Annotated in this window: 16 protein-coding genes and 1 tRNA gene; 14 read left to right on the forward strand and 3 right to left on the reverse strand. The window is 68.2% G+C overall.

Going from position 1 to position 20,684, the window contains the following annotated elements; all coding sequences use genetic code 11:
- Positions 1-58 precede the first annotated feature (58 nt).
- Positions 59-1,513 (forward strand): MFS transporter, encoded by a 1,455-nt coding sequence (locus AMK18_RS10475; RefSeq protein ID WP_073862610.1) that lies wholly within the window; start codon positions 59-61, stop codon positions 1,511-1,513.
- Between the two features lie 72 nt (positions 1,514-1,585).
- Positions 1,586-2,641: a UDP-N-acetylmuramate dehydrogenase gene (locus tag AMK18_RS10480; protein ID WP_018101268.1), complete on the forward strand. Its 1,056-nt coding sequence runs from the start codon at positions 1,586-1,588 to the stop codon at positions 2,639-2,641.
- A gap of 36 nt (positions 2,642-2,677) precedes the next feature.
- Here AMK18_RS10480 and AMK18_RS10485 read toward each other — a convergent pair whose 3' ends face one another.
- A complete protein-coding gene (locus AMK18_RS10485; protein WP_073862611.1) occupies positions 2,678-3,313 on the reverse strand; it encodes an NAD(P)-dependent oxidoreductase in 636 nt (211 codons plus the stop codon).
- Positions 3,314-3,400: 87 nt separating this feature from the next.
- Between AMK18_RS10485 and AMK18_RS10490 the strand changes: the two genes are divergently transcribed.
- On the forward strand, positions 3,401-4,000 hold the full coding sequence (locus tag AMK18_RS10490; RefSeq protein WP_018101266.1) for a TetR/AcrR family transcriptional regulator: 600 nt from the start codon (positions 3,401-3,403) through the stop codon (positions 3,998-4,000).
- A gap of 3 nt (positions 4,001-4,003) precedes the next feature.
- Here AMK18_RS10490 and AMK18_RS10495 read toward each other — a convergent pair whose 3' ends face one another.
- Both AMK18_RS10495 and AMK18_RS10500 read right to left on the reverse strand, forming a co-directional pair.
- Positions 4,004-5,026: an adenosine deaminase gene (locus AMK18_RS10495; RefSeq protein ID WP_018101265.1), complete on the reverse strand. Its 1,023-nt coding sequence runs from the start codon at positions 5,024-5,026 to the stop codon at positions 4,004-4,006.
- Between the two features lie 125 nt (positions 5,027-5,151).
- Positions 5,152-6,378, reverse strand: a complete 1,227-nt coding sequence (locus AMK18_RS10500) for a pyridoxal phosphate-dependent aminotransferase (RefSeq protein ID WP_026171281.1) — start codon at positions 6,376-6,378, stop codon at positions 5,152-5,154.
- A 225-nt stretch (positions 6,379-6,603) separates the two neighbouring features.
- Between AMK18_RS10500 and AMK18_RS10505 the strand changes: the two genes are divergently transcribed.
- The 11 genes from AMK18_RS10505 to rpsL all read left to right on the forward strand — a co-directional run bounded on the left by AMK18_RS10505 (position 6,604) and on the right by rpsL (position 20,683).
- Positions 6,604-6,676, forward strand: a tRNA-Trp gene (locus AMK18_RS10505).
- Between the two features lie 106 nt (positions 6,677-6,782).
- Positions 6,783-7,070: a preprotein translocase subunit SecE gene (gene secE / locus AMK18_RS10510; protein WP_018101263.1), complete on the forward strand. Its 288-nt coding sequence runs from the start codon at positions 6,783-6,785 to the stop codon at positions 7,068-7,070.
- A gap of 71 nt (positions 7,071-7,141) precedes the next feature.
- Positions 7,142-7,984, forward strand: a complete 843-nt coding sequence (nusG, locus tag AMK18_RS10515) for a transcription termination/antitermination protein NusG (protein WP_073862612.1) — start codon at positions 7,142-7,144, stop codon at positions 7,982-7,984.
- A 175-nt stretch (positions 7,985-8,159) separates the two neighbouring features.
- Positions 8,160-8,594, forward strand: a complete 435-nt coding sequence (gene rplK / locus AMK18_RS10520) for a 50S ribosomal protein L11 (protein WP_018101261.1) — start codon at positions 8,160-8,162, stop codon at positions 8,592-8,594.
- A gap of 80 nt (positions 8,595-8,674) precedes the next feature.
- On the forward strand, positions 8,675-9,397 hold the full coding sequence (gene rplA / locus AMK18_RS10525) for a 50S ribosomal protein L1 (RefSeq protein WP_018101260.1): 723 nt from the start codon (positions 8,675-8,677) through the stop codon (positions 9,395-9,397).
- A 159-nt stretch (positions 9,398-9,556) separates the two neighbouring features.
- Positions 9,557-10,468, forward strand: a complete 912-nt coding sequence (locus AMK18_RS10530; RefSeq protein ID WP_073862613.1) for a hypothetical protein — start codon at positions 9,557-9,559, stop codon at positions 10,466-10,468.
- A gap of 292 nt (positions 10,469-10,760) precedes the next feature.
- Positions 10,761-11,318, forward strand: coding sequence for a 50S ribosomal protein L10 (rplJ, locus tag AMK18_RS10535; protein WP_018101258.1), 558 nt, complete (start codon positions 10,761-10,763; stop codon positions 11,316-11,318).
- A gap of 84 nt (positions 11,319-11,402) precedes the next feature.
- On the forward strand, positions 11,403-11,786 hold the full coding sequence (gene rplL, locus AMK18_RS10540; RefSeq protein WP_018101257.1) for a 50S ribosomal protein L7/L12: 384 nt from the start codon (positions 11,403-11,405) through the stop codon (positions 11,784-11,786).
- A 562-nt stretch (positions 11,787-12,348) separates the two neighbouring features.
- Positions 12,349-15,834, forward strand: coding sequence for a DNA-directed RNA polymerase subunit beta (gene rpoB / locus AMK18_RS10550; RefSeq protein WP_018101256.1), 3,486 nt, complete (start codon positions 12,349-12,351; stop codon positions 15,832-15,834).
- A 130-nt stretch (positions 15,835-15,964) separates the two neighbouring features.
- Positions 15,965-19,864, forward strand: coding sequence for a DNA-directed RNA polymerase subunit beta' (locus AMK18_RS10555; RefSeq protein ID WP_018101255.1), 3,900 nt, complete (start codon positions 15,965-15,967; stop codon positions 19,862-19,864).
- Positions 19,865-20,311: 447 nt separating this feature from the next.
- Positions 20,312-20,683 (forward strand): 30S ribosomal protein S12, encoded by a 372-nt coding sequence (rpsL, locus tag AMK18_RS10560; protein ID WP_003948652.1) that lies wholly within the window; start codon positions 20,312-20,314, stop codon positions 20,681-20,683.
- The last annotated feature ends 1 nt before the right edge of the window (position 20,684 follow it).

Here is a 20,684-nt window from a genome sequence, read left to right on the forward strand (position 1 = left end):
CCGCCCGGTTTTCTGCCCAGAAAAGTTAGTCATCAATAACTAACCCTCAGGGGGAGCAGTGAACCAGCAATCGAAGGGCCGCGCGGGAGCGGCCTGGGCCCTCGTCATCACCAGCGTCGCCGGCTTCATGGCGGCTCTCGACAACCTCGTCGTCACCACCGCCCTGCCGTCCATCCGCGAAAGCCTCGGCGGGGAGATGGAGGAGCTGGAATGGACGGTCAACGCCTACACGCTCACCTTCGCCGTCCTGCTGATGTTCGGCGCCGCCCTCGGTGACCGCTTCGGCCGCCGCCGGCTCTTCCTCGCCGGCCTCACCGTCTTCACCGGCGCCTCCGCCGCGGCCGCCCTCTCGTCCGGCATCAACGAACTCATCGCCTTCCGCGCCGTCCAGGGCGTCGGTGCCGCGATCATGATGCCGCTCACGCTCACCCTGCTCACGGCCGCCGTGGAGCCCGCCCGGCGGGGCATGGCGCTCGGCATCTTCAGCGCCGCGACCGGCCTCGCCGTGGCCAGCGGACCCCTGATCGGCGGCAGCCTCACCGAGCACATCTCCTGGCAGTGGATCTTCTGGCTGAACGTCCCGATCGGCCTGCTCCTCCTGCCGCTCGCCCGCTTCCGCCTCGCGGAGTCGCACGCCCCCGGAGCCCGGCTCGACGTCCCCGGCACCCTCCTCGTCAGCGGCGGTCTCTTCGGCATCGTCTACGGCCTCGTCAACGCCAACGCCGACGGCTGGACCAGCCCGACCGTCCTGACCTCCCTCATCGCGGGCATCGTGCTCATCGGCGCCTTCATCCGCCACGGCTTCCGGGGCCGCAAGCCCATGCTCCCCATGCAGCTCTTCCGGGACCGCGGCTTCTTCGGGATCAACATCGCCAGCATGCTGATGTACCTCGGGATGTTCGGCGCGATCTTCCTGCTCAGCCAGTACCTCCAGGGCGTCCTGGGCTACTCGCCGACCGAGGCCGGGCTGCGGATGCTGCCCTGGACCGGCATGCCGATGCTCGTCGCCCCCATCGCCGGGATGCTCTCCGACCGGTTCGGCGGCCGCCCGGTGGTCGTGACCGGGCTCGCCCTCCAGGCGGTCGGCCTCGCCCTCTTCGCCCTGGTCGTCGCCCCGGACGCCTCCTACGTCTCGCAGCTGCCCGCCCTGATCATCGGCGGCATCGGAATGGCCCTGTACTTCGCGCCGGCCGCCAGCCTGGTGATGTCCAGCGTCCGCCCCGGTGACCAGGGCATCGCGTCCGGCGCCAACAACGCCCTCCGCGAGGTCGGCGGCGCCCTCGGGGTCGCCGTGCTCACCACCGTCTTCGCCTCGCAGGGCGGCCTGGAGTCCGCGCAGTCCTTCACCGACGGCACCGTGCCCGCCGTCTGGATCGGCTCCGGAGTCGTCGCCCTGGCCGCGCTCGTCGCCCTGATGATCCCCGGCCGCCGCGCCGCCGGTCAGCAGGAGGCGGCCGTGGAGACGGCCGAGACCCCGGCCCACGCCGAGGAGCAGGTCTCCGTACCCGCCTGACGCACCTCGCACCCGCCACACGGTCCGTGGCCCCGCCCAGACGGCGGGGCCACGGACCGTACCCTTGTCCCCGTGCAGGAACTCCACGACGCGCCCCTCGCCCCCCTGACCACCTTCCGGCTCGGCGGCCCCGCCACCCGGCTCCTCACGGCCACCACGGACACCGAGGTGATCGACGCCGTGCGCGAGGCCGACGACAGCGGCACCCCGCTCCTGATCATCGGCGGCGGCAGCAACCTGGTCATCGGCGACAAGGGCTTCGAGGGCACCGCCCTGCGGATCGCCACCAAGGGCTTCGTCCTCGACGGCGGCTCCCTGGAACTGGCCGCCGGGGAGGTCTGGACCGACGCCGTCACCCGCACCGTGGAGGCCGGCCTCGCGGGCCTCGAATGCCTGGCCGGCATCCCCGGCTCGGCGGGCGCGACGCCCATCCAGAACGTCGGGGCGTACGGACAGGAGGTGTCCGCCACCATCACGGAGGTCGTCGCCTACGACCGGCGCACCCGGGAAACGGTCGTCCTGCCCAACTCCGAGTGCGCGTTCTCCTACCGTCACAGCCGCTTCAAGGCCGAACCCGACCGGTACGTGGTGCTGCGCGTCCGCTTCGGCCTGGAGGAGGCCGGCGGGCTCTCGGCGCCCCTGAAGTACCCGGAGACCGCGCGGGCCATGGGCGTCCAGGAGGGGGAGCGCGTTCCCGCCGCCGATGCCCGCGCGACGGTGCTCCGGCTGCGTGCCGGCAAGGGCATGGTGCTGGACCCCGAGGACCACGACACCTGGTCGGCCGGGTCGTTCTTCACCAACCCGATCCTGGAACAGGCCGAGTTCGACGCGTTCCTCGCCCGGGTCGCCGACCGGCTCGGCCCCGAGGTGACGCCCCCCGCCTTCCCCGCCGGTGACGGACGCACCAAGACCTCCGCCGCCTGGCTCATCGACCGGGCCGGCTTCACCAAGGGCTACGGCACCGGACCCGCCCGCATCTCGACCAAGCACACGCTCGCCCTCACCAACCGGGGCGCGGCGACCACGGAGGACCTGCTCGCCCTGGCGCGCGAGGTCGTGGCCGGGGTGCACGCGGCCTTCGGCGTCACCCTGGTCAACGAACCGGTGACGGTGGGCGTCAGCCTGTAGAGCGCCCGGGCCCCGTGCCCCGGGCGCTCCACGCCTTCAGTACGCGACGCCCACGCCCTGCTTCACCGTCGCGGGGTCGCCGATCAGCGCCAGCATCGCGTGGGCCACGTCGGCCCGGGAGATGGACCGGCCGCTGCGCGGGTTGCCGCCGACGACCGTGCGGTAGGTGCCCGTCAGGGGCCCGTTCGTCAGCTTGGGCGGCCGCACCGACGTCCAGTCCGTGGCCGAGGCCGCCAGCGCCGCCTCCATCGCGGTGAGATCGGCGTACACCTCCTTGAGGACCGCGCCGATCATCGAGAGCATCATCCGGTCGAGCAACGGCTCGTCCGCGGGCGTGGGGATGACCGGGGCGGCGCTGACCACCAGCAGCCGCCGGGTGCCCTCCGCCTCCATGGCCGTCAGCACGGCGCTGGTCAGCCGCTCGGCGATCCCGTCGGCCTTCCGCCCCCTGGACCCGAGGCCGGAGAGGACCGCGTCCCGGCCCGCCACCGCCTCCCGCAGCGCCTCCGGGTCGTCCACCCGGGCGGCCGTGTGCACCGTGATGCCCGAGAGCGGGACCGCGAGCCGGGCGGGATCGCGGACCACCGCCGTCACCTCGTGCCCCGCCGCCACCGCCTGGCGGACGATCTCCTGCCCGATACCGCCGGTCGCACCAAAAACCGTGAGCTTCATGGCACACCCCTTCGAGGTGGGTAAGTGTTCACTCACCTCTAGAGTGGGTGGGTAATCACTCACCCGTCAAGTCTTATCGGAGTGCTCATGGAGCAGAAGCCGGCCCGCGTCCGCCTCGTCGACGCCGCCCACGAGCTCATGCTCACCAAGGGCCTGGCCCGGACCACCACCAAGGAGATCGCCAAGGCCGCCGGCTGCTCGGAGGCCGCGCTCTACAAGAACTTCCTCAGCAAGGAGGAGCTGTTCGTGGTGGTCCTCAAGGAACGGCTGCCCAAGATCGATCTGCGCGAGCTCATCGCCGACCCCGGCGCGGGGGAGCGGTCGGTCGAGGAGAACCTCACCGACATCGCCCGCCAGGCCGCCCTGTTCTACGAGCAGAGCTTCCCGATCGCCGCCTCCCTGTACGCCGAACCGAGGCTCAAGGAGCGCCACGACGCGGCCATGCGAGAGCTCGGCACCGGCCCCCACCTGCCCATCCGGGGCGTCGACACCTACCTCCGGGCCGAACAGACCGCCGGCCGCGTCCGCCCCGACGCCGACACCTACGCGGCCGCGGCACTGCTCCTCGGCGCCTGCGCCCAGCGCGCCTTCGCCTACGACGCCACGGACGACGGCGAACCGCCCCAGCCGCTCGACGACTTCGCGGCGTCCCTCGCCCGCACCCTGCTCAACGGCCTCGCGGGCTGAGGCTCAGGCCGCCGGACCCGCCAGCCACGCGTCGACCCCCGCCAGCAGCTCCGCCCGCACCGGCTCCGGCGCCGTCGAACCGCGCACCGACTGGCGGGCCAGCTCGGCCAGCTCCTCGTCGGTGAACGCGTGGTGGCGGCGCACCAGGTCGTACTGCGCGGCCAGCCGGGAGCCGAAGAGCAGCGGGTCGTCCGCGCCGAGGGCCATCGGCACCCCCGCGTCGAACAGAGTGCGCAGGGGGACATCGGCGGGCTTCTCGTAGACGCCGAGCGCCACATTGGACGCGGGGCACACCTCGCAGGTCACCCCCGCCTCCGCGAGCCGGCGCAGCAGCCGGGGGTCCTCGGCGGAGCGCACCCCGTGCCCCACACGGGCCGCGTCGAGGTCGTCCAGGCAGTCCCGGACGCTGGACGGGCCGGACAGCTCGCCGCCGTGCGGGGCGGCCAGCAGACCGCCCTCCCGGGCGATGGCGAAGGCCCGGTCGAAGTCACGGGCCATCCCGCGCCGTTCGTCGTTGGAGAGGCCGAAGCCGACGACGCCCCGGTCCGCGTACCGCACGGCGAGCCGCGCGAGGGTCCGCGCGTCCAGCGGGTGCTTCATCCGGTTCGCCGCGATCACCACCCGGATCGGCAGCCCGGTCTCGCGCGAGGCGGCGTCCACCGCGTCCAGGATGATCTCGATCGCCGGAATCAGGCCGCCGAGCAGGGGCGCGTACGAGGTGGGGTCGACCTGGATCTCCAGCCATCCGGAGCCGTCCGCCACGTCCTCCTGGGCGGCCTCGCGCACCAGGCGCTGGATGTCCTCGGGGGCCCGCAGGCAGGACCGGGCGATGTCGTACAGCCGCTGGAAGCGGAACCAGCCCCGTTCGTCCGTCGCGCGCAGCTTGGGCGGCTCGCCGCCGGTCAGGGCCTCGGGCAGCCGCACGCCGTACTTGTCGGCGAGCTCCAGCAGCGTCGTGGGCCGCATCGACCCGGTGAAGTGCAGGTGAAGGTGGGCCTTGGGCAACAGACGTACATCGCGTTCCATTGCAAGATCCTGCCGCACGGAGGGGGCGGCGCGGTAGCCGCTTTCTCCATCGAGTGCCCCCTCGAACGCGAAAGCGACCCCCGGTTCCGGCATCGGGGGCCGCTTTTACGGGAAGGGGGCGGTGCTTACGCCTTCGCCTCGCCCAGCAGCTTCTGGAGCCGCGAGACGCCCTCGACCAGGTCGTCGTCGCCCAGCGCGTACGACAGGCGCAGGTAGCCCGGCGTGCCGAACGCCTCGCCCGGGACGACCGCCACCTCGGCCTCGTCCAGGATCAGCGCGGCCAGCTCTACCGAGGTCTGCGGGCGCTTGCCGCGGATCTCCTTGCCGAGCAGGTCCTTGACCGAGGGGTACGCGTAGAACGCGCCCTCGGGCTCCGGGCAGAACACGCCGTCGATGTCGTTGAGCATCTTCACGATGGTCCGGCGGCGCCGGTCGAAGGCGGTGCGCATCTCGGCGACCGCGTCCAGGTCCCCGGAGACGGCGGCCAGCGCGGCGGCCTGCGAGACGTTGGCGACGTTGGACGTGGCGTGCGACTGGAGGTTGGTCGCGGCCTTCACGACGTCCTTGGGGCCGATGATCCACCCGACGCGCCAGCCGGTCATCGCGTACGTCTTGGCGACGCCGTTGACCACGATGCACTTGTCGCGCAGCTCCGGCACGACCGCCGGGAGCGAGGTGAACTTCGCGTCCCCGTAGACCAGGTGCTCGTAGATCTCGTCGGTCATCACCCAGAGGCCGTGCTCGACGGCCCAGCGGCCGATCGCCTCGGTGTCGGCCTCGCTGTAGACCGCGCCGGTCGGGTTCGACGGGGAGACGAACAGGACGACCTTCGTACGCTCGGTACGGGCCGCCTCCAGCTGCTCCACGGAGACCCGGTAACCGGTGGTCTCGTCGGCCACGACCTCCACCGGGACGCCGCCGGCCAGCCGGATCGACTCGGGGTAGGTGGTCCAGTACGGGGCCGGGACGATGACCTCGTCGCCCGGGTCGAGGATCGCGGCGAACGCCTCGTAGATCGCCTGCTTGCCGCCGTTGGTCACCAGGATCTGGGACGCGTCGACCTCGTAACCGGAGTCGCGCAGCGTCTTCTCCGCGATGGCGGCCTTGAGCTCGGGGAGCCCGCCCGCCGGGGTGTAGCGGTGGTACTTCGGGGTGCGGCACGCCTCGACGGCGGCGTCCACGATGTAGCCGGGGGTCGGGAAGTCGGGCTCGCCCGCACCGAAGCCGATCACCGGGCGGCCGGCGGCCTTGAGGGCCTTGGCCTTGGCGTCGACGGCGAGGGTGGCGGACTCGGAGATGGCACCGATGCGGGCGGAGACCCGGCTCTCGGACGGAGAAGTAGCAGCGCTCATGACCCCCATGCTCGCAGACCGTTTTCCGCGTCGGCACGGGGGTTTCAGGGACCGGACAGCACTCGGACAGCATGCGGACACGAAGCGACCAGGAGCGATCAGCAGCTTTCTGTTCGACGCCGGGCCGCTGAGCACGTACACTCTCCTGTCGTTGGCCTTCACCAGCCGCACCGTTCCTGCACTCGGGTCATCCGGGAACATGCGGTAGGTTGGTGGAATCCACAAAGGGTCGTAGCTCAATTGGTAGAGCACTGGTCTCCAAAACCAGCGGTTGGGGGTTCAAGTCCCTCCGGCCCTGCTACACACTCCTTCGCCAGGATGTGTGCGCATGTACGTACTTCAATGCACCGCCGTGCGGCTCCACCGGGCGCGGCACGGCCACGACCCGGAATCAGGTGAGAAGCGTGACGGACGCCGTGGGCTCCATCGACAAGCCTGATGCCGAGGACGAGGCCCCCGAGTCGAAGAAGAAGACCCGGAAGGGCGGCAAGCGCGGCAAGAAGGGCCCTCTGGGCCGTCTCGCGCTCTTCTACCGCCAGATCGTCGCGGAGCTCCGCAAGGTCGTCTGGCCGACGCGCAACCAGCTGACGACGTACACCACTGTGGTGATTGCGTTCGTCGTCGTCATGATCGGCCTCGTAACCGTGATTGACTTCGGTTTCGCGCGGGTCATCAAGTACGTCTTCGGCTGATCCACGCGAAGGGCGCCTGATGGGCGCCCCTTTCGCATGTTCCACCCATCTGTATCCAGGAAGAAGCCACCGTGTCTGACCCGAACCTGAACGACGCCGTCGAGCCGACGGCGGGCGCCTTCGAGTCCGCCGAGGACGAGCTCGACATCGTCGAGGCGGCGGACGCCGAGGAGTCGGACCAGGCCGAAGCCGCCGACGCCGACGAGGCCCCCGAGGCCGGCGACGAGGCGTCCGAGGACACCGCCGAGCAGACCGCGGACGCGGCCGACGAGGAGGAGGCCGAGCCGGCCGAGCCCGTCGACCCCGTCACGGCCCTGCGCGAGGAGCTCCGCGGGCTGCCGGGCGAGTGGTACGTCATCCACACGTACGCCGGTTACGAGAAGCGTGTGAAGGCCAACCTGGAGCAGCGCGCCGTCTCGCTGAACGTGGAGGAGTTCATCTATCAGGCCGAGGTGCCTGAGGAGGAAATCGTCCAGATCAAGAACGGCGAGCGCAAGAACGTCCGTCAGAACAAGCTCCCGGGCTACGTCCTGGTGCGCATGGACCTGACGAACGAGTCCTGGGGCGTCGTCCGCAACACCCCCGGTGTCACCGGCTTCGTGGGCAACGCCTACGACCCGTACCCGCTGACGCTGGACGAGATCGTCAAGATGCTCGCTCCGGAGGCCGAGGAGAAGGCCGCCCGCGAGGCCGCCGAGGCCGAGGGCAAGCCGGCTCCGGCCCGCAAGGTCACCGTCGAGGTCCTCGACTTCGAGGTCGGCGACTCGGTCACCGTCACCGACGGCCCGTTCGCGACGCTGCAGGCGACGATCAACGAGATCAACGCCGACTCGAAGAAGGTCAAGGGCCTGGTCGAGATCTTCGGTCGCGAGACCCCGGTCGAGCTGAGCTTCGACCAGATCCAGAAGAACTGAGCTTTCCGCCCGCTTCTGGACACATGCCTACCGAGCAGGTCAGACAGGCTCTCGCAGCCGGTCTGACCTGCTTGGTTTTTGGTCGCACGGCTATACCCGTTATCGTTGTGCGGTATGCCTGCATCCGGATGACCGGATGAAGGCGAAAACTCTCACTAGGACCCGGAGAGAGCACATGCCTCCCAAGAAGAAGAAGGTCACGGGGCTTATCAAGCTCCAGATCAACGCCGGTGCGGCCAACCCGGCCCCGCCGGTCGGCCCCGCACTGGGTCAGCACGGCGTCAACATCATGGAGTTCTGCAAGGCCTACAACGCCGCGACCGAGTCGCAGCGTGGCATGGTCGTGCCGGTGGAGATCACGGTCTACGAGGACCGCTCCTTCACCTTCATCACCAAGACTCCGCCGGCCGCCAAGCTGATCCTCAAGGCCGCGGGTGTGGAGAAGGGCTCCGGCGAGCCGCACAAGACCAAGGTCGCCAAGCTGACGGCTGCCCAGGTCCGCGAGATCGCCACGACGAAGCTCCCCGACCTGAACGCCAACGACCTCGACGCCGCGTCGAAGATCATCGCTGGCACCGCCCGTTCCATGGGCATCACGGTCGAAGGCTGATTCAGCCCCACGCCCTCAGTGGTAGGACCGGCGCTGGTCCGCACCACGACTCCACACTCTGAAAACCATCAGGAGTAGAAGTGAAGCGCAGCAAGAACCTCCGCGCTGCGGACGCCAAGATCGACCGGGAGCGCCTGTACGCCCCGCTCGAGGCCGTCCGTCTCGCCAAGGAGACCGCCACCACGAAGTTCGACGGCACCGTCGAGGTCGCCTTCCGCCTGGGTGTTGACCCGCGCAAGGCCGACCAGATGGTCCGCGGCACCGTGAACCTCCCGCACGGCACCGGCAAGACCGCCCGGGTCCTGGTCTTCGCGACCGGTGACCGTGCTGCGGCCGCGGAAGCCGCCGGCGCCGACATCGTCGGCTCCGACGAGCTCATCGACGAGGTGGCGAAGGGCCGTCTGGACTTCGACGCCGTCGTCGCAACCCCGGACCTCATGGGCAAGGTCGGCCGCCTCGGCCGCGTGCTCGGTCCGCGTGGTCTGATGCCGAACCCGAAGACCGGTACGGTCACCCCCGATGTCGTGAAGGCTGTCAACGACATCAAGGGCGGCAAGATCGAGTTCCGCGTCGACAAGCACTCGAACCTGCACTTCATCATCGGCAAGGTCTCCTTCGACGAGACCAAGCTGGTGGAGAACTACGCAGCGGCGCTGGAAGAGGTCCTCCGCCTCAAGCCGTCCGCGGCGAAGGGCCGTTACATCAAGAAGGCCGCCCTGGCGACCACGATGGGCCCCGGCATCCCGCTGGACTCCAACCGCACCCGTAACCTCCTCACCGAGGAGGACCCGGCCGCCGTCTGAGCCTCCGCGCTCGTACGACCGCCGCGTCACGTGTGACATGGGACGGGCCCCGCAACCTTTCGAGGTGCGGGGCCCGTCCTCATTCGTACGTGGACATGACTGTCGGAGCCCTGCGTTAGCGTGGGTGACCGAGAGTCGAACGAGGGGTGGGAATCACATATGTTGACCAAAACCGTACGGCGCGTGAGCCTGTCCGTCGCTGTGGCGGCGGCGCTGACCTCGGTCGCGGCCTGTGGGGGATCGGACGACGGCGCCGGCAAGGGCGGGGACAAGAACGAGAGCGTCGGCCGCTCCGTGGCGAAGGTCGACCCGATCGCCGCGCTGGTCGCCGTGCAGAAGAAGACCGGCCAGGCGCACTCGGCCCGGATCGACGGCACGACGACGATGGGCAGCACGATGTCCGCCAAGCAGCAGGGCGCCATCGACTGGTCCGACGGCATCACCGGCACGCTGAAGATCACGTCCACCGGCGGCGCCATGGCCGACAGCATGAAGCAGCTCGGCAGCAACGGCACGATGGAGGCCCGTTACCTCAAGGACGGGTACATGGTGGACATGGGCGAGGCCATGGCCCAGCAGACCGGCGGCAAGCGCTGGATCAGCTACAGCTACGACGACCTGGCCAAGCTCTCCGGCGCCGCGGGCGCCGCGATGAAGGACCAGATGCAGAACAGCACCCCGGAGCAGGGGGTGAAGTCGCTGCTGGCCTCCGGCGACGTGAAGAAGGTCGGCCAGGAGGACGTGCGCGGCGTCAGCGCCACGCACTACTCGGGCACGGTCGACGTCGCCGAGCTGACCGCCAAGAACAGCAATCTGGACGCCGACGAGATCGCCGAGCTGAAGAAGCAGCTGGCCACGTCCGGGATCACCACCGAGAAGATCGACATCTGGGTGGACGAGAACGATCTGCTGGTGAAGAAGACCGAGCGCGGCGAGATGCAGACCGGCGAGCTCAACTCCACGGTGTTCTACAGCGACTACGGCGTGAAGGTGTCGGTCGAGGCCCCGCCGGCCGCCCAGACCGTCGACTTCGCCGAGCTGATGAAGCAGCAGCAGGGAGCCGCTTCCTAACCCGGTTCCGGGACGTTCAAACCTCCCGGCAGCACCCGAAGCGGGACGGATTTGCCCGGCGCGACCCGAGTCGCGTACTCTCCTTTGGAAGCCAAAGACCGCTGGTCGTTTCTTGAATCTGTGATGGATCCAGGAAACCGAAGGCTCCGTTGATGCGGACGACCTGCGCAGGTGACTGTGGAGAGCTCCCGGACTTCGTTCGGTCGAGCTACGCCCTGGCGCCTGCGCCGGGGCGTTTCGTCTTTCCGGTCCCTTTCGAGCGGTCCTCATCACCCGGAAGGAGGCCGACGCTATGGCTAGGCCCGACAAGGCTGCAGCGGTAGCCGAGCTCGCGGACCAGTTCCGCAGCTCGAACGCCGCCGTGCTGACCGAGTACCGGGGTCTCACCGTGGCACAGCTCAAGCAGCTGCGCCGTTCGCTCGGTGAGAACGCCCAGTACGCCGTGGTGAAGAACACGCTGACCAAGATTGCGGCCAACGAGGCCGGGATCGACACGCTGGACGACCTGTTCGCAGGTCCGACGGCGGTTGCCTTCGTCACCGGTGACCCGGTGGAGTCGGCGAAGGGTCTTCGTGACTTCGCCAAGGACAACCCGAACCTGATCATCAAGGGCGGTGTCCTTGACGGCAAGGCGCTGTCCGCCGATGACATCAAGCAGCTCGCGGACCTCGAGTCCCGCGAGGTTCTGCTCGCCAAGCTGGCCGGTGCCATGAAGGGCAAGCAGACTCAGGCTGCGCAGCTCTTCCAGGCGCTGCCGTCGAAGTTCGTCCGCACCGCGGAAGCGCTTCGCGTCAAGCTGGAGGAGCAGGGCGGTGCCGGTACGCCGGCTCCCGCCGAGGCCGCCGAGTAATCACGCTCAGCGGTCCAGCGGGCCCCACGTACGCCCGCCGACATATACATCCGGCACCTGCCGAATAGTGGAAGGACGCCTGTCATGGCGAAGCTCAGCCAGGAAGACCTGCTCGCTCAGTTCGAGGAGCTCACCCTCATCGAGCTCTCCGAGTTCGTGAAGGCCTTCGAGGAGAAGTTCGACGTCACCGCCGCCGCGGCCGTCGCCGTCGCGGGTCCGGGCCAGGCCGGCCCGGCCGCCCCGGTCGAGGACGAGAAGGACGAGTTCGACGTCATCCTCACCGCCGCCGGTGACAAGAAGATCCAGGTCATCAAGGTCGTGCGTGAGCTGACCTCCCTCGGCCTGAAGGAGGCCAAGGACCTCGTGGACGGCGCCCCGAAGCCCGTCCTCGAGAAGGTCGCGAAGGACGCCGCGGACAAGGCTGCCGAGTCCCTCAAGGGCGCCGGCGCCTCCGTCGAGGTCAAGTGACCCGAGGAGTCCTCTGACTCCTCAGGACCCCCGTGCCGCGAGGCGCGGAGTCACATCGCGAAAGGCGATCACCCGTACGGGTGGTCGCCTTTCGGCGTACCGGAGGAGGGTGCCTTGCCCTTCCCGCGTTGACGAGTATGGTGATCTTCGCCGTGCGCCTCTCGCGGGGCCCGAGGGCGGCCGGGGCCGAGGGGGCCCTTGACGAACCGCACGCGGCGCGCAATTCTCAAGGCGCGTCGCCGAATCGATCCGAATCCGAGGCATGGATCGACGGCGAAGCGGGCAGTAAAGAAGGGCGCACCTCGCGCAGGGCTGGACATAGGTGTTGAGAAGAGCTGTTGAGAGCAACGTGGGTCTCTGAAAACCCCGACTGGACATCAGTGTGGCACTTGGCTACACTGACCCTTTGCGCTGCCTGTTAGCTGCCTCCTGCCCGTCACCAGGGGCATACCCATCCTGAGCATCGTGGACCGATCTTCCCTGACCTGGGATTTTCTGCCCTCATGTCCAATTTGGGACCGGTACGCGCGTAGTGAGTCCGAGCCCTCGGAAGGACCCCCTCTTGGCCGCCTCGCGCAACGCCTCGACCGCGAATACGAACAACGGCGCCAGCACCGCCCCGCTGCGCATCTCTTTTGCAAAGATCAAGGAGCCCCTCGAGGTTCCGAACCTCCTCGCGCTGCAGACCGAGAGCTTTGACTGGCTCCTCGGCAACGCCGCCTGGAAGGCTCGCGTCGAGGCTGCTCTGGACAGTGGACAAGACGTCCCCACCAAGTCCGGCCTGGAGGAGATCTTCGAGGAGATCTCTCCGATCGAGGACTTCTCCGGGTCGATGTCGCTCACGTTCCGCGACCACCGCTTCGAGCCCCCGAAGAACTCGATCGACGAGTGCAAGGAGCGCGACTTCACGTTCGCCGCCCCGCTCTTCGTCACGGCCGAGTTCACCAACAACGAGACCGGCGAGATCAAGTCCCAGACGGTCTTCATGGGCGACTTCCCGCTCATGACCAACAAGGGCACCTTCGTCATCAACGGCACCGAGCGTGTCGTGGTGTCGCAGCTGGTCCGCTCGCCGGGTGTCTACTTCGACTCCTCGATCGACAAGACGTCCGACAAGGACATCTTCTCCGCCAAGATCATCCCCTCCCGGGGTGCCTGGCTGGAGATGGAGATCGACAAGCGCGACATGGTCGGTGTCCGCATCGACCGCAAGCGCAAGCAGTCGGTCACCGTCCTCCTGAAGGCGCTCGGCTGGAGCACCGAGCAGATCCTTGAGGAGTTCGGCGAGTACGAGTCCATGCGCGCCACCCTGGAGAAGGACCACACCCAGGGCCAGGACGACGCGCTGCTCGACATCTACCGCAAGCTCCGCCCGGGCGAGCCGCCCACCCGCGAGGCCGCTCAGACGCTGCTCGAGAACCTCTACTTCAACCCGAAGCGCTACGACCTCGCGAAGGTCGGCCGCTACAAGGTGAACAAGAAGCTCGGCGCGGACGAGCCGCTGGACGCCGGCGTGCTCACCACCGACGACGTCATCGCGACCATCAAGTACCTGGTCAAGCTGCACGCCGGTGAGACCGAGACGGTCGGCGAGTCCGGTCGGACGATCGTCGTCGAGACCGACGACATCGACCACTTCGGCAACCGCCGCCTGCGCAACGTCGGCGAGCTCATCCAGAACCAGGTCCGTACGGGTCTCGCCCGTATGGAGCGGGTCGTGCGCGAGCGCATGACCACCCAGGACGTCGAGGCGATCACGCCGCAGACCCTGATCAACATCCGGCCGGTCGTCGCCTCCATCAAGGAGTTCTTCGGCACCAGCCAGCTGTCGCAGTTCATGGACCAGAACAACCCGCTGTCGGGTCTCACCCACAAGCGCCGTCTGTCGGCTCTTGGCCCGGGTGGTCTCTCCCGTGAGCGGGCCGGCTTCGAGGTCCGAGACGTGCACCCGTCCCACTACGGACGCATGTGCCCGATCGAGACCCCCGAAGGCCCGAACATCGGTCTGATCGGTTCGCTCGCCTCGTACGGCCGCGTCAACGCGTTCGGCTTCATCGAGACGCCGTACCGCAAGGTGGTCGACGGCCAGGTCACCGACGAGGTCGACTACGTCACCGCCGATGAGGAAGACCGTTTCGTCATCGCCCAGGCGAACGCGACGCTCTCCGACGACCTGCGCTTCACCGAGCCCCGCGTCCTGGTCCGCCGTCGTGGCGGAGAGGTCGACTACGTCCCCGGTGGCGAGGTCGACTACATGGACGTCTCGCCGCGCCAGATGGTGTCCGTCGCGACCGCGATGATCCCCTTCCTGGAGCACGACGACGCCAACCGTGCCCTCATGGGCGCGAACATGATGCGCCAGGCCGTTCCGCTCATCAAGAGCGAGGCGCCGCTCGTCGGCACCGGCATGGAGTACCGCTGCGCCACCGACGCCGGTGACGTGCTGAAGGCCGAGAAGGACGGTGTGGTCCAGGAGGTCTCCGCGGACTACATCACCGTCACGAACGACGACGGTACGTACACCACGTACCGCATCGCCAAGTTCATGCGCTCCAACCAGGGCACCTCGGTCAACCAGAAGGTCGTCGTCTCCGAGGGCGACCGCGTCATCGAGGGCCAGGTCCTCGCCGACGGCCCGGCCACCGAGTTCGGTGAGATGGCGCTCGGCAAGAACCTGCTCGTGGCGTTCATGCCCTGGGAGGGTCACAACTACGAGGACGCGATCATCCTGTCGCAGCGCCTCGTGCAGGACGACGTCCTCTCCTCGATCCACATCGAGGAGCACGAGGTCGACGCCCGTGACACCAAGCTCGGCCCCGAGGAGATCACCCGGGACATCCCGAACGTCTCCGAGGAGGTCCTCGCCGACCTGGACGAGCGCGGCATCATCCGTATCGGTGCCGAGGTCGTCGCCGGTGACATCCTCGTCGGCAAGGTCACGCCCAAGGGTGAGACCGAGCTGACCCCCGAGGAGCGCCTGCTCCGCGCGATCTTCGGTGAGAAGGCGCGCGAGGTCCGCGACACCTCGCTGAAGGTGCCGCACGGCGAGATCGGCAAGGTCATCGGCGTCCGCGTCTTCGACCGCGAAGAGGGCGACGAGCTGCCGCCGGGCGTGAACCAGCTGGTCCGCGTCTACGTCGCGCAGAAGCGCAAGATCACCGACGGTGACAAGCTCGCCGGCCGTCACGGCAACAAGGGCGTCATCTCGAAGATCCTGCCGATCGAGGACATGCCGTTCCTGGAGGACGGCACCCCGGTCGACATCATCCTCAACCCGCTGGGTGTCCCGTCCCGAATGAACCCGGGACAGGTCCTGGAGATCCACCTCGGCTGGCTCGCCAGCCGCGGCTGGGACGTCTCCGGCCTCGGTGACGAGTGGGCCAAGCGTCTGCAGGCCATCGGCGCCGACCAGGTCGCCCCCGGCACCAACGTCGCCACGCCCGTCTTCGACGGCGCGCGCGAGGACGAGATCTCCGGTCTCTTCGAGGCCACGATCCCGAACCGCGACGGCATGCGTCTGGTGCAGCCCTCCGGCAAGGCCAAGCTGTTCGACGGCCGCTCCGGCGAGCCGTTCCCGGACCCGGTCTCGGTCGGCTACATGTACATCCTCAAGCTGCACCACCTGGTCGACGACAAGCTCCACGCCCGTTCGACCGGCCCGTACTCCATGATCACGCAGCAGCCGCTGGGTGGTAAGGCGCAGTTCGGTGGGCAGCGATTCGGTGAGATGGAGGTGTGGGCCCTTGAGGCTTACGGCGCCGCTTACGCCCTCCAGGAACTGCTGACGATCAAGTCCGACGACGTCACCGGCCGCGTGAAGGTCTACGAGGCGATCGTCAAGGGCGAGAACATCCCCGAGCCGGGCATTCCCGAGTCCTTCAAGGTGCTCATCAAGGAAATGCAGTCGCTCTGCCTCAACGTGGAGGTGCTGTCCTCGGACGGCATGTCCATCGAGATGCGCGACACGGACGAGGACGTCTTCCGCGCGGCGGAGGAGCTCGGTATCGACCTGTCCCGGCGCGAGCCGAGCAGCGTCGAAGAGGTCTGACGGGTTGGCCGGCCGGATCCCCGTGATCCGGCCGGCTCTCCCCGGACCCGTTCAGACCATTGCTGAAGTGCCCCGATTTACTCGCGTGACGCGAGGGGGCTCGAACCCCCGAAAGAGGGATTGACGACAAGTGCTCGACGTCAACTTCTTCGACGAGCTGCGGATCGGCCTTGCCACCGCGGACGACATCCGGACCTGGTCCCACGGCGAGGTCAAGAAGCCGGAGACCATCAACTACCGCACCCTCAAGCCCGAAAAGGACGGACTCTTCTGCGAGAAGATCTTCGGTCCGACCCGGGACTGGGAGTGCTACTGCGGCAAGTACAAGCGTGTCCGCTTCAAGGGCATCATCTGTGAGCGCTGTGGCGTCGAGGTCACCCGCGCCAAGGTGCGCCGCGAGCGCATGGGCCACATCGAGCTTGCCGCTCCCGTCACCCACATCTGGTACTTCAAGGGCGTCCCGTCGCGCCTGGGCTACCTGCTGGACCTCGCGCCGAAGGACCTCGAGAAGGTCATCTACTTCGCCGCGTACATGATCACGTTCGTGGACGAGGAGCGCCGCACCCGCGACCTCCCCTCCCTGGAGGCCCACGTCTCCGTCGAGCGCCAGCAGATCGAGAACCGCCGCGACTCCGACCTGGAGAACCGCGCCAAGAAGCTCGAGTCCGACCTGGCCGAGCTGGAGGCCGAGGGCGCCAAGGCCGACGTGCGCCGCAAGGTGCGCGAAGGTGCCGAGCGCGAGATGAAGCAGCTGCGCGACCGTGCGCAGCGCGAGATCGACCGCCTCGACGAGGTGTGGAGCCGCTTCAAGAACCTCAAGGTCCAGGACCTGGAGGGCGACGAGCTGCTCTACCGCGAGCTGCGTGACCGCTTCGGCACGTACTTCGACGGCTGCATGGGCGCCGCCGCGCTGCAGAAGCGCCTGGAGTCCTTCGACCTCGACGAGGAGGCCGAGCGCCTCCGCGAGATCATCCGTACCGGCAAGGGCCAGAAGAAGACCCGTGCGCTCAAGCGCCTCAAGGTCGTCTCCGCGTTCCTGCAGACCAGCAACAAGCCCAAGGGCATGGTGCTCGACTGCGTGCCGGTCATCCCGCCGGACCTGCGTCCGATGGTGCAGCTGGACGGTGGCCGCTTCGCGACCTCCGACCTGAACGACCTGTACCGCCGCGTGATCAACCGCAACAACCGCCTGAAGCGGCTTCTCGACCTCGGCGCGCCCGAGATCATCGTGAACAACGAGAAGCGCATGCTCCAGGAGGCCGTGGACGCCCTCTTCGACAACGGTCGTCGCGGTCGCCCGGTGACCGGCCCCGGCAACCGTCCCCTGAAGTCCCTCAGCGACATGCTGAAGGGTAAGCAGGGTCGTTTCCGTCAGAACCTGCTCGGCAAGCGCGTGGACTACTCCGCGCGTTCCGTGATCGTCGTCGGTCCGCAGCTCAAGCTGCACCAGTGCGGTCTGCCGAAGGCGATGGCGCTGGAGCTCTTCAAGCCGTTCGTGATGAAGCGCCTGGTCGACCTGAACCACGCGCAGAACATCAAGTCGGCCAAGCGCATGGTCGAGCGCGGCCGCACCGTGGTGTACGACGTCCTCGAAGAGGTCATCGCCGAGCACCCGGTGCTGCTGAACCGTGCGCCCACCCTGCACCGCCTCGGCATCCAGGCCTTCGAGCCGCAGCTGGTCGAGGGCAAGGCCATCCAGATCCACCCGCTCGTCTGCACCGCGTTCAACGCGGACTTCGACGGTGACCAGATGGCCGTGCACCTGCCGCTCTCCGCGGAGGCGCAGGCCGAGGCCCGCATCCTGATGCTGTCCTCGAACAACATCCTCAAGCCGGCCGACGGCCGCCCGGTCACGATGCCGACCCAGGACATGGTGCTGGGTCTGTTCTTCCTGACCACCGACGGCGAGCTGCGTGACACCAAGGGCGAGGGCCGCGCGTTCGGCTCCACGGCCGAGGCGATCATGGCGTTCGACGCCGGCGAGCTGGCGCTCCAGTCGTCCGTCGACATCCGCTTCCCGGTGGGCACCATCCCGCCGCGTGGCTGGGTGCCGCCGGTCGCCGAGGAGGGCGAGCCCGAGTACCAGCCGGGTGACACCTTCCGGCTGCGGACGAGCCTGGGCCGCGCGCTCTTCAACGAGCTGCTGCCCGAGGACTACCCGTTCGTCGACTACTCGGTCGGCAAGAAGCAGCTCTCCGAGATCGTCAACGACCTCGCCGAGCGCTACCCCAAGGTCATCGTGGCGGCGACGCTCGACAACCTGAAGGCGGCCGGCTTCCACTGGGCGACCCGTTCGGGCGTCACCGTGGCCATCTCCGACGTCGTCGTGCCCGAGGCCAAGAAGGCCATCGTCAAGGGCTACGAGGAGCAGGACGAGAAGGTCCAGAAGCAGTACGAGCGCGGTCTGATCACCAAGGACGAGCGCACGCAGGAGCTCATCGCGATCTGGACCAAGGCGACCAACGAGGTTGCCGAGGCCATGAACGAGAACTTCCCCAAGACGAACCCCATCTTCATGATGGTTGACTCGGGTGCCCGAGGAAACATGATGCAGATGCGTCAGATCGCCGGTATGCGTGGTCTGGTGTCCAACGCCAAGAACGAGACGATCCCGCGTCCCATCAAGGCGTCCTTCCGTGAGGGCCTCACCGTTCTGGAGTACTTCATCTCCACGCACGGTGCCCGTAAGGGTCTGGCGGACACCGCCCTGCGTACCGCCGACTCGGGTTACCTGACCCGTCGTCTGGTGGACGTCTCGCAGGACGTGATCATTCGCGAGGAGGACTGCGGCACCGACCGCGGCCTCAAGCTGAAGATCGCCGTCAAGGGTGCCGACGGTGTCCTCCGCAAGACGGACGACGTCGAGACCTCGGTCTACGCCCGCATGCTCGCCGAGGACGTCGTTGTGGACGGCAAGGTCATCGCGCCTGCCAACGTCGACCTCGGTGACGTCCTGATCGACGCCCTGGTGGGCGCCGGCGTCGAGGAGGTCAAGACCCGCTCGGTCCTGACCTGTGAGTCCGCGGTCGGCACCTGTGCCTTCTGCTACGGGCGCTCGCTCGCCACCGGCAAGCTGGTCGACATCGGTGAGGCGGTCGGCATCATCGCCGCCCAGTCCATCGGTGAGCCCGGTACCCAGCTGACGATGCGTACCTTCCACACCGGTGGTGTGGCCGGTGACGACATCACCCAGGGTCTGCCGCGTGTCGTCGAGCTCTTCGAGGCGCGTACGCCCAAGGGTGTCGCCCCGATCTCCGAGTCCGCGGGCCGTGTCCGCATCGAGGAGACCGAGAAGACCAAGAAGCTCGTCGTCACCCCGGACGACGGCAGCGACGAGATCGCCTTCCCGATCTCGAAGCGCGCCCGTCTCCTGGTGGGCGAGGGCGACCACGTCGAGGTGGGCCAGAAGCTCACCGTGGGTGCCACCAACCCGCACGACGTGCTGCGCATCCTCGGCCAGCGCGCGGTCCAGGTCCACCTGGTCGGCGAGGTCCAGAAGGTCTACAACTCGCAGGGCGTGTCGATCCACGACAAGCACATCGAGATCATCATCCGGCAGATGCTCCGCCGCGTGACGATCATCGAGTCCGGCGACGCGGAGCTGCTGCCGGGCGAGCTCGTCGAGCGCTCGAAGTTCGAGACCGAGAACCGTCGCGTGGTCACCGAGGGCGGTCACCCCGCCTCCGGCCGTCCGCAGCTGATGGGTATCACCAAGGCGTCGCTGGCGACGGAGTCGTGGCTGTCCGCGGCCTCCTTCCAGGAGACGACCAGGGTCCTGACGGACGCGGCGATCAACGCCAAGTCCGACTCCCTGATCGGCCTCAAGGAGAACGTCATCATCGGTAAGCTCATCCCGGCCGGTACGGGCCTGTCCCGCTACCGCAACATCCGGGTCGAGCCGACCGAGGAGGCCAAGGCCGCGATGTACTCGGCCGTCGGCTACGACGACATCGACTACTCGCCGTTCGGCACGGGCTCCGGCCAGGCCGTTCCGCTGGAGGACTACGACTACGGTCCGTACAACCAGTAAGCGAGTCGCTTGATACGCCCGGAGGGCGGTCGTCCCGTACACACGGGGTGGCCGCCCTTCGGCGTGTGATACGTCACAGCGGCGGGCCCGTGCGGCAGGGCTTCCGGGGCCCCGCGCGGGGCTCGTACGGCCTCAGAGGCGCTCTCAGAGGGCTGTGGGGCATCCGTACGGGTCGGGACAAGCCGGGCGCGGGGGCCGGCCGCCCGGGCTGGACGGCATTTGTTTTGACCCAGGTCCGTGAGGTAGGTACGCTCAGACCTTGTGCCTGGGGTGTGCCTGGGTTCGTGTGCGTGTCCTCAACCGCATGGCGAGCCTGTCTTCGGCCACCGTGATCCGTGCTCCTCATGCCGTTCCGGTACGGGCTCGCAGGATTCGACACACCCGACCGCGTGGGTCGGTGACGTTCCAGGTTAGTTTCACCGACGGCACACAGAAACCGGAGAAGTAGTGCCTACGATCCAGCAGCTGGTCCGGAAGGGCCGGCAGGACAAGGTCGAGAAGAACAAGACGCCCGCACTCGAGGGTTCGCCCCAGCGCCGCGGCGTCTGCACGCGTGTGTTCACGACCACCCCGAAGAAGCCGAACTCCGCGCTCCGGAAGGTCGCACGTGTGCGCCTGACCTCGGGCATCGAGGTCACGGCCTACATCCCGGGTGAGGGACACAACCTGCAGGAGCACTCCATCGTGCTCGTGCGTGGTGGCCGTGTGAAGGACCTGCCGGGTGTTCGTTACAAGATCATCCGCGGCTCGCTCGACACCCAGGGTGTCAAGAACCGCAAGCAGGCCCGCAGCCGCTACGGCGCCAAGAAGGAGAAGTAAG

The sequence above is a fragment of the Streptomyces sp. CB01249 genome (genome assembly GCF_001905735.1).
Classification (GTDB): domain Bacteria; phylum Actinomycetota; class Actinomycetes; order Streptomycetales; family Streptomycetaceae; genus Streptomyces.

What these genes read in the sequence shown, in the direction of transcription:
- rplL (WP_018101257.1), top strand. Translation starts at nt 11,403, where the DNA reads ATGGCGAAGCTCAGCCAGGAAGACCTGCTCGCTCAGTTCGAGGAGCTC.
- AMK18_RS10495 (WP_018101265.1), bottom strand. Translation starts at nt 5,026, where the DNA reads ATGGAACGCGATGTACGTCTGTTGCCCAAGGCCCACCTTCACCTGCAC.
- AMK18_RS10530 (WP_073862613.1), top strand. Translation starts at nt 9,557, where the DNA reads ATGTTGACCAAAACCGTACGGCGCGTGAGCCTGTCCGTCGCTGTGGCG.
- AMK18_RS10490 (WP_018101266.1), top strand. Translation starts at nt 3,401, where the DNA reads ATGGAGCAGAAGCCGGCCCGCGTCCGCCTCGTCGACGCCGCCCACGAG.
- rplK (WP_018101261.1), top strand. Translation starts at nt 8,160, where the DNA reads ATGCCTCCCAAGAAGAAGAAGGTCACGGGGCTTATCAAGCTCCAGATC.
- rplJ (WP_018101258.1), top strand. Translation starts at nt 10,761, where the DNA reads ATGGCTAGGCCCGACAAGGCTGCAGCGGTAGCCGAGCTCGCGGACCAG.
- AMK18_RS10485 (WP_073862611.1), bottom strand. Translation starts at nt 3,313, where the DNA reads ATGAAGCTCACGGTTTTTGGTGCGACCGGCGGTATCGGGCAGGAGATC.
- AMK18_RS10500 (WP_026171281.1), bottom strand. Translation starts at nt 6,378, where the DNA reads ATGAGCGCTGCTACTTCTCCGTCCGAGAGCCGGGTCTCCGCCCGCATC.